The sequence below is a fragment of the Streptomyces canus genome (assembly GCF_030816965.1).
In the GTDB taxonomy this organism is placed as follows: Bacteria; Actinomycetota; Actinomycetes; order Streptomycetales; family Streptomycetaceae; genus Streptomyces; species Streptomyces canus_E.
Window position 1 is genome coordinate 5958412 of sequence record NZ_JAUSYQ010000002.1, and the last position, 13803, is coordinate 5972214.

At 69.9% G+C, this 13803-nt stretch carries 14 protein-coding genes; 9 read left to right on the forward strand and 5 right to left on the reverse strand.

All coding sequences use genetic code 11. The features are described from left to right. The first annotated feature begins 104 nt into the window (after positions 1-104). A complete protein-coding gene (locus QF027_RS28425; RefSeq protein ID WP_306977831.1) occupies positions 105-1004 on the forward strand; it encodes a transglutaminase-like domain-containing protein in 900 nt (299 codons plus the stop codon). On the opposite strand, the gene QF027_RS28430 is transcribed toward QF027_RS28425, so the two are convergent. Both QF027_RS28430 and QF027_RS28435 read right to left on the reverse strand, forming a co-directional pair. After that, positions 1001-2308 carry a PucR family transcriptional regulator gene (locus QF027_RS28430; protein ID WP_306977829.1) on the reverse strand — a complete coding sequence of 436 codons (1308 nt, stop codon included), beginning with the start codon at positions 2306-2308 and terminating at the stop codon, positions 1001-1003. The genes QF027_RS28425 and QF027_RS28430 overlap by 4 nt on opposite strands. Before the next feature lie 183 nt (positions 2309-2491). Then, positions 2492-3721, reverse strand: coding sequence for an RNA-guided endonuclease InsQ/TnpB family protein (locus QF027_RS28435; protein WP_306977826.1), 1230 nt, complete (start codon positions 3719-3721; stop codon positions 2492-2494). 272 nt (positions 3722-3993) lie between these two features. On the opposite strand from QF027_RS28435, the gene QF027_RS28440 reads away from it, so the two are divergent. The 3 genes from QF027_RS28440 (at position 3994) to QF027_RS28450 (ending at position 6344) form a co-directional block, all read left to right on the forward strand. Further along, positions 3994-4458: a nucleoside deaminase gene (locus QF027_RS28440; protein WP_306977824.1), complete on the forward strand. Its 465-nt coding sequence runs from the start codon at positions 3994-3996 to the stop codon at positions 4456-4458. Next, the gene (locus QF027_RS28445) at positions 4451-5425 is read left to right on the forward strand and encodes an isopenicillin N synthase family dioxygenase (protein WP_306977822.1); all 975 of its coding nucleotides are present in this window, start codon (positions 4451-4453) and stop codon (positions 5423-5425) included. Before QF027_RS28440 ends, QF027_RS28445 begins: the two co-directional genes overlap by 8 nt. A gap of 100 nt (positions 5426-5525) precedes the next feature. Then, positions 5526-6344 (forward strand): hypothetical protein, encoded by an 819-nt coding sequence (locus QF027_RS28450; RefSeq protein WP_307077911.1) that lies wholly within the window; start codon positions 5526-5528, stop codon positions 6342-6344. 4 nt (positions 6345-6348) lie between these two features. On the opposite strand, the gene QF027_RS28455 is transcribed toward QF027_RS28450, so the two are convergent. Further along, positions 6349-7740: a purine-cytosine permease family protein gene (locus QF027_RS28455; protein WP_307077913.1), complete on the reverse strand. Its 1392-nt coding sequence runs from the start codon at positions 7738-7740 to the stop codon at positions 6349-6351. An 81-nt stretch (positions 7741-7821) separates the two neighbouring features. Beyond that, positions 7822-8214 (reverse strand): PLD nuclease N-terminal domain-containing protein, encoded by a 393-nt coding sequence (locus QF027_RS28460; RefSeq protein ID WP_307077916.1) that lies wholly within the window; start codon positions 8212-8214, stop codon positions 7822-7824. A gap of 87 nt (positions 8215-8301) precedes the next feature. Here QF027_RS28460 and QF027_RS28465 point away from each other — a divergent pair, with 87 nt between their 5' ends. Both QF027_RS28465 and mqnP read left to right on the forward strand, forming a co-directional pair. After that, positions 8302-9759: a menaquinone biosynthesis decarboxylase gene (locus QF027_RS28465; RefSeq protein WP_306977814.1), complete on the forward strand. Its 1458-nt coding sequence runs from the start codon at positions 8302-8304 to the stop codon at positions 9757-9759. After that, a complete protein-coding gene (gene mqnP / locus QF027_RS28470; protein ID WP_306977811.1) occupies positions 9756-10658 on the forward strand; it encodes a menaquinone biosynthesis prenyltransferase MqnP in 903 nt (300 codons plus the stop codon). Before QF027_RS28465 ends, mqnP begins: the two co-directional genes overlap by 4 nt. A gap of 15 nt (positions 10659-10673) precedes the next feature. Here mqnP and QF027_RS28475 read toward each other — a convergent pair whose 3' ends face one another. Then, a complete protein-coding gene (locus QF027_RS28475) occupies positions 10674-11267 on the reverse strand; it encodes a rhomboid family intramembrane serine protease (RefSeq protein WP_307077918.1) in 594 nt (197 codons plus the stop codon). Between the two features lie 91 nt (positions 11268-11358). Between QF027_RS28475 and QF027_RS28480 the strand changes: the two genes are divergently transcribed. The 3 genes from QF027_RS28480 (at position 11359) to mqnE (ending at position 13783) form a co-directional block, all read left to right on the forward strand. Further along, on the forward strand, positions 11359-12042 hold the full coding sequence (locus QF027_RS28480) for a UbiX family flavin prenyltransferase (RefSeq protein WP_306977806.1): 684 nt from the start codon (positions 11359-11361) through the stop codon (positions 12040-12042). Positions 12043-12116: 74 nt separating this feature from the next. Beyond that, on the forward strand, positions 12117-12572 hold the full coding sequence (locus tag QF027_RS28485; protein ID WP_057608043.1) for an Lrp/AsnC family transcriptional regulator: 456 nt from the start codon (positions 12117-12119) through the stop codon (positions 12570-12572). 47 nt (positions 12573-12619) lie between these two features. Then, positions 12620-13783, forward strand: coding sequence for an aminofutalosine synthase MqnE (gene mqnE, locus QF027_RS28490; protein WP_306977804.1), 1164 nt, complete (start codon positions 12620-12622; stop codon positions 13781-13783). The last annotated feature ends 20 nt before the right edge of the window (positions 13784-13803 follow it).

A 13803-nucleotide genomic window follows, 5' to 3' on the forward strand; every position in this document is an offset into this window, starting at 1 on the left:
CCCAGGCTGCCCGCCTCTGGACATTCGGCGGCGAATTTTGACACGGTGGGGTGCGCCGACCCGTAATCGAACACGTGGTCGATGGCGCCTTTCGGGAGGCCGTCGTGTCCCTTTCCTTCTACGCCGCCCAGAGCACGTTCTCCGACCCGGGCGATCTCGCCTCTCTCTACAGCGACTTACCGCAAGACGTCGGCCAACTGGCCCGTCTGGTACGGGATGTGATGATCCATCGCGTCGAGGGCGAGCTCTTCGGGCACACCCATCCGGCCGACCGCCTGCACAACGACGCCGAGTCCCGCTACATCGACGACGTCCTGCGCATCCTCGTCGAGCGGAACGACGCCCCGCTGACCGTGCGCCGCGACCCCGACGACCGGTTCGTCGGGACCTGCCGCGACTTCACGCTGCTCCACATCTCTCTGCTGCGCCATGTCGGCATCCCGGCCCGGCTGCGGTCCGGGTTCGCCGACTACTTCTGGCCGACCCGCTTCCACGGTGACCACGTGGTCACCGAGTACTGGGACGAGAAGCGGGGCTGGTCGCTCGCGGACGCGCAGCTGACCGACCCCGACATCACCGCCAACTGGCCCGTGGACTTCGACCCGATGGATGTCCCCCGGTCACGTTTCCTTGTCGCCGGGGAGGCCTGGCGGGCGATCCGGGAGGGCGGGGCGGACGAGACGGAGTTCGGGCTGCACCGGCCGACCGAGGGGCCCTTCTTCGGTGAGCGGTTCGTGGCCGGGAACATCCGGCTCGACCTCGCCGCGCTGAACAAGGTGGAGACGCTGCTGTGGGACGTCTGGGGTGAGGACGAGGGCGAGCCGGGGACGCCGTTGCCCGAGGCGTCGCGGGAGTTCTACGACCGGGTGGCGCCTGTGGTGAGCGGGGACGTGTCGTTCGAGGCCGCGCGGAAGCTGTTCGCCGAGGACGACGTGTTGCGCACGCCCCGGACGGTGACCTGTTACGCGCCGTTCAACGGACCCAGCCTGGTGACCCTGCGCTAAGCGGTTCGCTGGTACGCCGGGTGCGGGTGCGCGGGGGCCGGCCGCACCCGCGCGGCAGAGCCGCACTGGTCACGGACCCGTGCCCCTTCCCGTACGACCCGGTGCGCACATGTCGCGGTCAGCAGCTCTCCCAGCAGGTCCGGGTCGTTGATGTCCAGGTCCAGCAACGACCCGATGCGGTCCAGGCGTTGGTACAGAGACTGGCGGCCGATGTGGAGCAGCGCCGCGGTGCGGGTAGGGGAGCAGCCGTTGCGGAGGTGGGTCTCCAGGGTGCGGACCAGGTCGCTCGGGTGAGCCGCCTCCCAGGCCAGCAACGGCCCCAGGGCGTGCTGCACCAGCGCCGTGAGGCGTTCCCGGTTGGCGTCCACCCCGCCCCGCGTCAGTTCGCGTTCCAGCGCCAGGGCCCGGGACGAGGTCACCAACGGGCCGTCGGGGGAGGCCGGTTCGGCCGCGGGCACGGTCAGTGCCAGTTCCAGTGTCGTACGGGCCGCCCGCAGCGTGTCGCTCCAGCGCAGCCAGCCGCTGCCCTCGGCGACAGCGTGACCTACGGCCACCGTCAGGCCAGGGGCGGACGTCGTACGAAAGGCCTCCTGGACCGCCTTCACCGGGTCACCGGGGCGCGCCCCGGGCAGGGACAGCAGCGCCAGCACGTCCCCGGGGAACGCGGCCCGCAGCACGCCCGCACCGCCGAGCAGCCGTACCGCGCGGTCGACCGTCCCGACCTCCCGCGTGCCGTGCAGGGACACCCCGATCAGCCGGGCACCGGGGCCGGGATGGAAGCCCGCGAGCGCCGCCCGCGCCTCCACCTCCGGCTGGTTCAGCGCCGCCCGGTCGGCCAGGTCGGCGAGCAGGGCCGCCGTATGGTCGTCGCCCCATGGCCGTACGACCGCACGGCCCGACAGCCCGCGGGCCACGATCGCCCGGTTGGCGGCCTCCGTGATCCGGACGAAGGGCACGACCCGGTGCATCGCCAGGAGCGGCAGCTCACGGCGGCGGGCCTCGTCGACCACCTCGGCGGGCATCGCAGGCAGGGACCGCCCGACCTCCACGGCCAGCCCGGCGACACCCCGGGAGGCCAGCTCGCGGACGTAGCGACGGCGGACCTCGTCGTCGGCGTCCATCAGCCCGAAACCGTTGGTGAGCAGCAGCTCGCCGCCGTCCAGGAAGTTCGCGCCCTCGTAGACCTCGCTGGAGTGGACCCAGCGCACCGGGCGGTCCAGAGCGGTGTGTCCGGCCAGCAGCTGGGGCTCGGCGGCGCGGACGGGATCCAGGGCCAGGACTTCCCGGAGGGTGAGTGCGGGCACGGGGACCTCCAAGGCGCGTACATTCCGTCCGTCTGCGAGTCGCGGACAGTTCGTCCGTCTGCGGTATGCCCGGAGAGTACTTTTCGCACGTTGCCTTCGTGTTTCGGCCACAGGAGATTGGAACCTCCCCTCCCTGAAGGGAGGGGAGTCCTCATCCTCCAGGGTTGATCGGGGATTCCTGGCTCACGCTGCCAGGCAGGGCAGCGCCCCGCCTGGTCTTACGCGATCAGCACCAGCCGGGTCGAGGCCTGCCCGGACCAGCATGACGCGTGCCGAGTTCTTGTCCCTAGGGGACACGGCTCTGCACGCGGTGCAGGCATATGTTCGTTCCGAGAGGGGTAGTGCGTGCTTGGTTCTCGCTCCGCACCGTGCGCAGTCCATCGTGGTGTGCGCGGGGTGTACCAGGTGCACGGCACGGCCGTGCTTGCGGCCCATCTCGATCAGGGCCTGTTTGGTGGTGCCGATCGCCGCGTCGGCGGCCTTGCGCGCCATGGTCGTCCTGGCCAGGAAATTCGGCTTGAAGTCCTCCACAGCGATGGCGTCGTGGTCGCGGACCACGCGCTTGGCCCACTTGCGGCCGGTGTCCTGCCGCTGCCGGGCCACCTTCTTGCATGCCTTGGACCGCAGCTTCTTCGCTTCGCGATAGCCCTTCGATCCGGCCCGCCCCTTCTTCGGCTTGCGCCGGGCCATCATCCGGTCGTACCGGGTCAGCTTCGTCCGGGCCTTCTTGCCGTGCTCGGCGTGGGGCAGGTCGTGCGCGTCGCTGGTGGTGGTCGCGGTCTCCTTCACGCCCCAGTCGATGCCGATCACTGCTCCCGTTTCGGGCAGCAGTTGGATTTCCGCCGGGACGACGAAGCTGGCGTACCAGTGCCCCACGCAGTCCTGATGGACACGGACGCTGGACGGTTCGGCCGGGAGTTCCCGCGACCACACGGGCGTCAGCACGATCCCGCCCGCGAGGTGCAGCTTGCCGTCCTTGAGGCGGAAGCCGCGCTTGGTGTAGTTGAGAGTGGGCAGCGCCTCGCGCTTCTTCTTCCACTTCGGCATGCCGGCCCGGCGGTGCATGGGCAGCCGTTCCCTGATGTCCTTCTGCGCCTTGCCCCTGGACTTGCCGAAGTCGCGGATCAACTGCTGCTGCGGAACGCTGGAACCCTCACGCAGCCACGCGTTCGCCTTACGGGCTTCGGTCAGCATCTTGTCGAGCTGAGCCGGACCGCAGGTGCGCTGGTCCACGCCTTCAGGCCGGTTCTTGTTCCACAGGTGCGTCTGCTTCGACTTCGCACAGCACTCGTTCCAGATCCACCGGCACCGGTCCCACTCCGCCAGCAGCAGCGTGCGGGCGGTGGACGACACACGCAGACGGAAGGCGTACCGGGCATGCCCCGCTCCGTCGGCCCCTGCTGCTTCCGCCACGCCCTCACCCCCGTCCACGTTTCCGGCCACCCGAGCTCTTCCGGGCGACCGTACGTGCGAGATCCACACACCCGCGCCCCTATCTCGCCACGATCACCCCCATCGGTGAACGCGGGCACACGTGTTTGCCTGCACCTCCTCCGCCGGGCAAGCCGCAGGGGCGCTCCGCACCCGGGAAGCAGGACGCAGCGACGCTCCGCGTCGCTGTCACGAGATGCGATTACTCCCCGGCGTGAACGCCAGGGCCTCCTCACAAGAGACCGAGTGAAATCATGGACCCAATCGACGTGGACCAGGTGACCATACGCACCTGGCTCGCCACCGCCGTCGAGGAGGCCCGCGCCGGGCTCGCCGAGGGCGGCATCCCCATCGGGGCCGCGCTCTACGGCGCCGACGGCACCCTCCTCGGGCGCGGCCACAACCGGCGCGTCCAGGACGACGACCCCTCCATGCACGCGGAGACGGCCGCTTTCCGGGCGGCGGGACGGCAGCGGTCGTATCGCGGCACGACGATGGTGACCACCCTCTCGCCGTGCTGGTACTGCTCCGGTCTGGTCCGGCAGTTCGGGATCGGGCGGGTCGTCGTCGGGGAGGCCGCCACCTTCCACGGCGGGCACGACTGGCTGGCCGAGCACGGTGTGGAGATCGTGCTCGTCGACGATCCCGAGTGCGTCCGTCTGATGCGCGACTTCATCGAGAGGAACCCGGCACTGTGGAACGAGGACATCGGTGAATGACACCCCCCAACCCCGCATCCCGACCATCGACCTGCGGCCCTGGCTCTCCGGGGACCCCGACGCCCGCACCGCCGTCGCCCGCACCCTGGACGAGGCCCTCCAGACCGCCGGGTTCTTCCTGGTCACCGGACACGGCGTCGACCCGGCGCTGCGCTCCCGGATCCGGGAGGCCGCGCGGACGTTCTTCCGGATGCCCGTGGACGTCAAGCAGCCGTACTCCGCGAAGGTCGGCGGCCGCGGCTGGCTCGGTCCCGGCGCCGAGGCCAACGGCTACTCGGAGGGCACCGAGACCCCGCCGGACCTGAAGGAGTCCCTGACCTTCGCCACCCACGAGCCCTTCGAGGACCCGGTCGTCAACGCGGAGTGGTACGCGCCGAACGTCTGGCCCGCCGAGGTGCCCGAGCTCCAGACGCTGTGCGAGGAGTACCTGGAGCGGATGGCCGAGCTGGAGAAGCGGCTTCTGTCACTCCTCGGCGAGGCCCTCGGGCTCGAACCCGACTTCTTCTCCCGGCACATGGACCATCCGACGTACGGCTTCAACATCAACTGGTACCCGGGCACGGAGGTGATCGGGGAGCCGCAGCCGGGCCAGTTCCGCATCGGCCCGCACACCGACTTCGGCACGGTGACGATCCTCGACCGGCAGGCCGGCAAGGGCGGGCTCCAGGTGTTCACGGACGAGGGCGGCTGGGAGGACGCGCCCTTCGACCCGGACGCCTTCACCATCAACATCGGTGATTTGATGGCCCGTTGGACGGGAGACCGGTGGCGGTCCGGACGGCACCGGGTGCTGCCGCCCCCGGCCGACGCGCCCGCCGAGGAGCTGATGTCCCTCGTCTACTTCGGTGAGTGCACCCCGGGCACGACCGTCGAGGCGGTACCGGCACCGGTCGGGCGGGTGGCGCACGAACCCGTCGACTCCCACGTGTACTTGAGGGCGAAGCTGGACTCGATCACGGTCGACTGAGGAGAGCGCGGCCGGAGCGGGGGTCCCCGTAGGCCTTCCGGCTACGGGGGATACAGTGCGACGGCCGTTTTCCGGGGCGGCCGTCGCAGCTGGGGGAGACATGAGGAAAGCCGTACAGGGACTGCTGGTCACGGCGACCGCCCTCGTCGCCGCGGCCGCCGGAGTCGGCGGCACCCTGCTCCACCAGCGGATCACCGCCCCGGACACCTCGGCCGTCGACGCGCAGGCCGCCGCGCTCGCGCAGGACCTGCGCCAGGACCTGACCGCCGGCTTCCACTCGGCGGGCGGTGGCACCTACGGTGGGCAGTTCACCGAGGGCACCCTCGTCGCCCAGACCGAGGAACACGGCGGGGCCCTGCTGAGCGTCCGTTCTGCGGGCCTCTCCCACACGGCCGAGGTGATGCTGGGCCTGGTGCCGCCCACCGGGACCACCGTCGACGCCGACGCCTACCCGGTCCGCTGCTACCGCCTCACCTTCGCCCGCGGTGCCCACAGTGTGCGGCGGACCACCTTCAGCTGCCCGGCCACCCAGGCGGACGGCCGCCCGGGCAGCCTCGCCGCACAGATGGGCGGACTGCTCGCCCGGCAGCCCGCCACCGCGAGCGCCTACCGCAAGATGTCGGCCGCCGGCTACGACCACACCGCTGACGGCGCCACCCGCTTCCTGACCGACAAGCGCCTGGTCTCCGCCGCGGACACGGTGACCGGCCTCTCCGGCAGGGAGGCCGGCACCGGCGTCTACGCCGTGGCCCTGCGCGTCAACGGCGTCTGCCACTACCTGCGTATGGACTCCGGGTCCTCCGCCGCCGGGCTGATCCCCCTGTGGGCCGCCCCGGCCGACGAACAGCGCACCTGCCGGGCTCAACAGGCGGTCACGGCCTCCGCGTTGTACGGGAGCGACCCGGCGAAGGAGGGCTGAGCGGTCATCGCGCCGGTGACCGCCTGCGCAGCGCCGCGTACAGCAGCGCGCTCAGCGCGAAGCCGACCACGGGGGTGATGTCCCCGAACGACGGCCAGTGCTCCGGTACGTAGCCGACGTAGTCCTCCTGGTTGGAGAAGAGCGGCACGGAGACCGCCACGCCGATCAACAGGGCCGCAAGACCCGGCCAGTTGGTGAAGGAGCGGTCGGTCAGACGGGCCGCCGACTGCTCCTGGGGCACCCGCGCCCGCAGCCACCGCTCCACCAGGACCACACCCAGCCACGGCGCCACCCAGTACGCGATCACCAGCAGGAACGCCTCGTACGCCGCCCCCGCGTCCGAGAGCGACGCCCACGCCGCCGCCGTACCGGCGACCCCGGACACCACGACCAGCACGCTCCGGCTCAGCCAGGCGGGCAGGTTCAGGCCGAAGGAGGCGATGGAGATCGCGCCGGAGTACACGTTGAGGGCGTTCGCCGAGATCGCGCCCAGGATGATCGCGAGCAGCACCAGGTCGCCGAGCCAGCCCGGGAGATGGCCGGTGAAGGCCGCCGTCGGGGTCGCGTCCTTGGGGGCCACGATGGTCGCCGAGGCCGCGCCGATCACCGCGACCACGGTGACCGACAGGAACAGGCCGAGCGCCGGGTACAGGACCGTCCTGGCCTTGTTCGCCGTACGGGGGAGATAGCGCGAGTAGTCCGAGGCGTACGGGTTCCAGCCGGCCGCGTAGCCCCAGGCCGCGCTGAACGCGAGCAGGAAGCCGCCGATTCCGCCGCCCGTGCCGCCCCCGCCGAGGTGCGCGTCCTTGAAGGTCCACACCCCGGCCAGCAGGAAGATCACCGCGAGGGCGGGGAAGGCGTACTTCTCGAAGACGTGGACGAAGTTGTGGCCGATGAAACCGATGAGGATCTCGGCGGCCACCACGAGGAGGAGGGACGGCAGCGGTCGTAGCCCGGTCAGGGTGTTGAGCGCGAAGGCCGCGCTCACACTGTTGACCGCGAACCAGCCGACGCCCGCCACCAGGCCGTTGGCCGCGGCGGGCAGGATGTTGCCGCGGTGGCCGAAGGAGAGGCGGCCGATCACCATCTGCGGCACCCCGAACCGCGGCCCGTCCAGGGACAGCACGCCCTGGGTGAGCGCGCCGAGCGCGGTGCCGAGCACGATGGCAGCCGTGGCCTGCCAGAAGCTCAGACCGAAGAAGAGGACCGCGATCACACCTATGAAGACGGTCGCGAACTCGATGTTCGGAGAGGCCCAGGTCCACAGCAGTTGCAGCGGACCGCCGTGGCGTTCGGACTCGGGGATGGGTTCCGAGCCCGCCGACTCGACGGCGATGACCTTGTCACCATAGGCGGGGGCGAGGGTGCCGGCGGAGTCGGCGGGAGCTGTCGTCATGCGAGGTAAGTGTCCGGACATCGCGTCCTGCCGCCCAGGGGCGCATTGTCCGCTTCGGGAGGCTTGCCGACGTACACCTTGTCAGGTGGCGTCCTTGGGGTCCTCCCCGGACTCGCGGCGCTTCAGCTCCTCCTCGCGGCGGCGCAGGTCGGCCTCCCAGTCCTTGAGGAGCGCCTCGTCCTTCTTGTGGTCCGCCTTGAGGGAGTTCAGGAACTCGGGGTTGTCGTCGGGAGCGACGTACTGCATGCGGTGGTTGCGGTGCCACTCCGAGGGGGTGCGGCCGTTCGGCGGCGGGGTGCGCAGCTTGCCGGCCGCGAGCCAGGCTACGGGGCCGACGATCCAGAACAGCAGGATGATGAAGACCCAAGCGATCTTGGGAAGGTGCTTGGCCTCGTCCTCGGGGGTGTTGAGGCAGTCGATGAACGCGTAGATCGTCAGCGCCAGCGGGATCAGGTACATCAGCAGCCGGAACATGTGCTTTTGGCCCCCAGGGAACGTTGTGTGGAGCCTGTGACAGGCCCCTGACGGGGTCAGGGTAGCGGCTCGGGGATACTGGACCCCATGGCTTACGACGATCTTCGCTCCCTGCTCAGGGCACTGGAACGCGAGGGAGACCTCAAGCGGATCAAGGCCGAGGTCGACCCGTATCTCGAGGTCGGGGAGATCGTCGACCGGGTGCAGAAGGCGGGCGGTCCCGCGCTGCTCTTCGAGAACGTCCGCGGGTCCGCGATGCCGCTCGCCATGAACGTCTTCGGGACCGACCGGCGGCTCCTGAAAGCCCTCGGCCTGAAGTCGTACGGCGACATCTCCGAGAAGATCGGCGGACTGCTGCGGCCCGAACTGCCGCACGGCTTCGTGGGCGTGCGCGAGGCGTTCGGGAAGCTCGGCGCGATGACACACGTACCGCCGAAGAAGGTGAAGTCCGGGGACGCCCCGGTCCAGGAGGTCGTCCTCACCGGCGACGACGTCGATCTCGACCGGCTCCCCGCCCTCTTCACCTGGCCACAGGACGGCGGGTCCTTCTTCAACCTGGGCCTGACCCACACCAAGGACCCGGAGTCCGGGATCCGCAACCTCGGTCTGTACCGCCTGCAACGCCACGACAAGCGCACGATCGGCATGCACTGGCAGATCCACAAGGACAGCCGCAACCACTACCAGGTCGCGGCCCGGCGGGGCGAACGCCTCCCGGTGGCCATCGCCTTCGGCTGCCCGCCCGCGGTCACCTACGCCTCCACGGCCCCGCTCCCCGGCGACATCGACGAGTACCTCTTCGCCGGGTTCATCGCGGGCAAGCGGATCGAGATGGTGGACTGCAAGACGGTCCCGCTCCAGGTCCCGGCGCAGGCCGAGGTGGTCATCGAGGGGTGGCTGGAGCCGGGCGAGATGCTGCCGGAGGGCCCCTTCGGCGACCACACCGGGTTCTACACCCCGCAGGAGCCGTTCCCGGCGCTGAAGATCGACTGCGTGACGATGCGGAAGCGGCCGCTGCTCCAGTCGATCGTCGTAGGCCGCCCCCCGACCGAGGACGGACCGCTGGGCCGTGCGACAGAACGGTTCTTTCTCCCGTTGCTGAAGATCATCGTGCCGGACATCGTGGACTACCACCTGCCCGAGGCGGGCGGTTTCCACAACTGCGCGATCGTCTCGATCGACAAGAAGTACCCCAAGCACGCGCAGAAGGTGATGCACGCGGTCTGGGGGGCACACATGATGTCCCTGACCAAGCTGATCGTGGTCGTCGACTCCGACTGCGACGTGCACGATCTGCACGAGGTCGCCTGGCGAGCCCTTGGCAACACGGACTACGCCCGTGATCTCTCGGTCGTCGAGGGACCCGTCGATCACCTCGACCATGCCTCCTACCAGCAGTTCTGGGGCGGCAAGGCGGGCATCGACGCGACGAGGAAGTGGCCCGAGGAGGGCTACACACGGGACGGCGGCTGGCCCGACATGGTGCTGTCCGACCCGGAGACGGCGGCGAAGGTCGACCGCCGGTGGAAGGAGTACGGCCTGTGAGCAGCGCCTCCGCGGCACTCCCGCAACCGGGACGCACGAAAGCCTTCCTGCGGCTGGTGATGATCGAGCACTCGGTCTTCGCGCTGCCGTTCGCGTACATCGCCGCGCTCACCGCGATGTTCGAGTGGGACCGGAACATCCACTGGGGGCGGCTGCTCCTGGTGACGATCTGCATGGTCGGCCTGCGCACCTTCGCGATGGCGGTCAACCGGATCATCGACCGGGAGATCGACGCGCGGAACCCCCGGACGGCACAGCGCGAGCTGGTCACCGGTGCGATGTCGGTGAAGCACGCCTGGACCGGTGCGCTGGTCGCGGTCGTGGTGTTCCTCGGCTCGGCGGCGCTGCTGAACCCGCTGTGCCTGGCGCTGGCCCCGGTCGCCGTCATCCCGATGGTGGTCTACCCGTACGGCAAGCGGTTCACGAACTTCCCCCAGGCCATCCTGGGTCTCGCCCAGGCCATGGGACCGGTGGGCGGCTGGCTCGCGATCACCGGGTCCTGGTCCTGGGACGCGGTCGTCCTGGGCCTCGCCGTCGGCATCTGGATCGGCGGGTTCGACCTGATCTACGCCTGCCAGGACGTGGAGACGGACCGGGAGATCGGCGTCATGTCGGTGCCGGCGCGCTTCGGTATCCCCGCGGCGATCTGGGGTGCCCGGGTCTGTCACTTCCTGACGATGTCCCTCCTCATCTGGTACGCCGTCGCCACGGAGGCGGGCGGGTTCTTCTGGGTGGGTCTGATGATCGTCGCCGGTGCGTTCGTCTACGAGCACTCGATCGTGCGGCCGCATGATCTGTCCCGCCTGAACCGGGCGTTCTTCAGCGTCAACGGCTTCATCGGGATTGCCCTGTTCGTGTGTGCGCTGCTGGATCTGCTGGTGCGGGGACTGACGGTCTGACACGGCCCCACGCCGCTAAGCGGGATCGGGCGTCCGACGCCTGAACACGAACGCCGTCGCCACTCCCGCCACCAGTCCCAGCAGGTGGGCCTGCCAGCTGACGCCCGACTGCGTGGGCGCCAGGCCCACGAGTATCGACGTGCCCCAGACCGCACCGACCAGCAGACCCACCAGCACCCCCAGCGGGCGCCGCTCCACGAAACCGGTGACCAGCAGGTAGCCGAAGAGGCCGAAGATCAGGCCCGACGCGCCCGCCGTGTTGGTGTGGGCCGGGGCTGTGAGCCAGACGCCCAGGCCGTCGGCCACGATGATCAGGGCGCAGACGGCGGCGAAGCGGCGCAGGCCGCCGAGGGCCGCGAGGAAGCCCATGACCAGCAGCGGGACGCTGTTCGCGGCCACGTGGGCGAAGCCGAAGTGGATGAAGGCGGCCGGGACGACGTCGACCAGCTCGGACGGGGTGCGTGGCGTGATGCCGAGGCCGTCGAGCGCGTGGCCGCTCGCCACGTCCACGACTTCCAGCAGCCACAGCAGCGCGACCCAGCCCACCATCAGCTTGGCCGCGGCCTTCGCACGGTCACCGCGCGACCACTCGACTTCCCTGCCCGTCATGGCGGCCCCCACCCCTCACTCGTCCCCATCGAGGGAACGACCGGACCCCTTGGCCGGTTCCCACCCCGTGACGCCGGATAGGCTCGGGGGTGTGAACCCAGTCAAGCCAGGAGAGACGCGGCGTACGCCTTGGATCGTAGGGGTGTCCGGCGCCTCCGGCACCCCGTATGCCGCGTCCGTGCTGCGCGCGCTCCTCGCCGCCGGTGAGAGCGTCGACCTGGTGGTCTCCCGTGCCTCGCGGCTCACCCTCCTCGACGAGACGGGGATCTCCTTCCGGGACGCGCACTGGCGCGAGGACCTGCGGGAATGGCTGGACCGGGGGGCCGACGGCAAGCCCGGCACCTTCGAGGCGGACATCACCGACGTGCGGTACTGGAACGCCGGGGACCTGGCCGCGGGGCCGTCCTCGGGGTCGTATCCGAGCAAGGGGATGCTGATCGTCCCCGCCTCCACCGCCTGCGTCGCCGGAGTCGCCCTCGGCCTCTCCAAGGACCTGCTGCAACGGGCCGCCGGCGTCACCCTCAAGGAGCGCCGCAAGCTGGTCGTGGCCGTACGGGAGACCCCGCTGAACGGCCAGACCCTCCGGCACCTCGTCACGCTCGACGACGCGGGCGCGACCGTCCTCCCCGCCTCGCCGGGTTTCTACGCGGGCGCCACCCACATCCAGGACCTGGTGGACTTCGTCGCCGGGCGGGTGCTGGACGCGGCGGGGGTCGGGCACGACCTGTACCGACGCTGGCGGGGCGAACTGGGCGGCGGACCCTCGGGTCAGTAAGGCAAGCGGTCAGTAAGGCACGTGGCAGTACCTCTCATCACTTCAGGCACTTTTCAGCGGAAGGCTTCGATCGCATGGACGCGGTGGACAGGCAGCTCATCCAGGCCCTGAGGGAGAACGGCCGGGCCTCCTACGCGGAGCTGGGACGCCTCGTCGGTCTGTCGGGACCCAGCGTCACCGACCGCATCAACCGGCTGGAGGCGGCCGGGGTCATCACCGGTTACCGCGCCACCGTCGACGCCGCCTCGCTCGGCCTCGGCGTCACCGCGCTGATCGGAATCTCGCTGGGGGACGCGGTCGACCACGAGGACGTGGCGCGCCGGCTGAGGGACCTCGGCGAGATCGAGGACTGCTGGTTCATCGCGGGCGACGACTCGTACATGCTGAAGGTCCGGGCGTCGGACGTCGACGGTCTGGAGAAGATCATCCGGCGGCTGTCCGGGACCAAGGGCGTCTCCCGGACCCGTACCACGATCGTGCTCTCCACGAAGTGGGAGAACCGGGTCGGAGAGCTGCCCGAAGAGGCGTAGACGTACGGTTGTCGGAGTCGTTCGGGGTCGTCGGAAGAGGTGTGGGCATGGATGTCGGGCTCAAGCGCGAGCTGGAGGAGAAGGTCAGGGCCGGTGAACGGCTGACCCGTGAGGACGGCATCGCACTGTACGAGTCGGACGACCTGGCCTGGCTCGGCGGCCTCGCGCACGAGGTGCGGACGCGGAAGAACGGCGACGTCGTCCACTTCAACGTCAACCGCCACCTCAACATGACCAATGTCTGCACGGCGTCCTGCGCCTACTGCTCCTTCCAGCGCAAGCCGGGCGAGAAGGACGCGTACACGATGCGCATCGAGGAGGCGGTGAAGCTCGCCAAGGCGATGGAGGGCGAGAACCTCACCGAACTGCACATCGTCAACGGCCTGCACCCGAACCTGCCGTGGCGCTACTACCCGCGGTCGCTGCGCGAGCTGAAGGCCGCGCTTCCGGACGTCTCCCTGAAGGCCTTCACCGCGACGGAGATCCACCACTTCGAGACCATCTCGGGTCTGTCGGCGTCGGAGATCCTGGACGAGCTGATCGACGCGGGCCTGGAGTCCCTCACCGGCGGTGGCGCGGAGATCTTCGACTGGGAGGTCCGGCAGCACATCGTGGACCACAGGACCCACTGGGAGGACTGGTCCCGGATCCACCGCCTGGCGCACGAGAAGGGTCTCAAGACCCCGAGCACCATGCTGTACGGCCACATCGAGGAGCACAGGCACCGCGTCGACCACGTCCTGCGCCTGCGCGAGCTCCAGGACGAGACCGGCGGCTTCCAGGTCTTCATCCCGCTGCGCTACCAGCACGACTTCGTGGACGTGAAGGACGGCAAGGTCAGGAACCGTCTCCAGGCGCGCACGCGGATGGCGACGGGCGCGGAGGCCCTGAAGACCTTCGCGGTCTCCCGGCTGCTGTTCGACAACGTCCCGCACGTCAAGGTCTTCTGGGTCATGCACGGTGTCCAGACCGCCCAGCTGGCCCTCCAGCACGGCGCGGACGACATGGACGGCTCGGTGGTCGAGTACAAGATCACCCACGACGCCGACAACTACGGCACCCCGAACAAACTGACCCGCGAGGACCTGCTGGACCTGATCCGCGACGCGGGCTTCCGCCCGGTGGAGCGGAACACGCGCTACGAGATCATTCGCGAGTACGACGGTCCGGACGCGGGGCGCCGGGAGGCGCCGCAGCCGATGCGGCTCTGACGGTTCCGGTCGTTCTCCGT

What these genes read in the sequence shown, in the direction of transcription:
- QF027_RS28440 (WP_306977824.1), top strand. Translation starts at nt 3,994, where the DNA reads ATGGACCCAATCGACGTGGACCAGGTGACCATACGCACCTGGCTCGCC.
- QF027_RS28475 (WP_307077918.1), bottom strand. Translation starts at nt 11,267, where the DNA reads ATGACGGGCAGGGAAGTCGAGTGGTCGCGCGGTGACCGTGCGAAGGCC.
- QF027_RS28485 (WP_057608043.1), top strand. Translation starts at nt 12,117, where the DNA reads ATGGACGCGGTGGACAGGCAGCTCATCCAGGCCCTGAGGGAGAACGGC.
- QF027_RS28465 (WP_306977814.1), top strand. Translation starts at nt 8,302, where the DNA reads ATGGCTTACGACGATCTTCGCTCCCTGCTCAGGGCACTGGAACGCGAG.
- QF027_RS28450 (WP_307077911.1), top strand. Translation starts at nt 5,526, where the DNA reads ATGAGGAAAGCCGTACAGGGACTGCTGGTCACGGCGACCGCCCTCGTC.
- QF027_RS28455 (WP_307077913.1), bottom strand. Translation starts at nt 7,740, where the DNA reads ATGACGACAGCTCCCGCCGACTCCGCCGGCACCCTCGCCCCCGCCTAT.
- QF027_RS28460 (WP_307077916.1), bottom strand. Translation starts at nt 8,214, where the DNA reads ATGTTCCGGCTGCTGATGTACCTGATCCCGCTGGCGCTGACGATCTAC.
- mqnE (WP_306977804.1), top strand. Translation starts at nt 12,620, where the DNA reads ATGGATGTCGGGCTCAAGCGCGAGCTGGAGGAGAAGGTCAGGGCCGGT.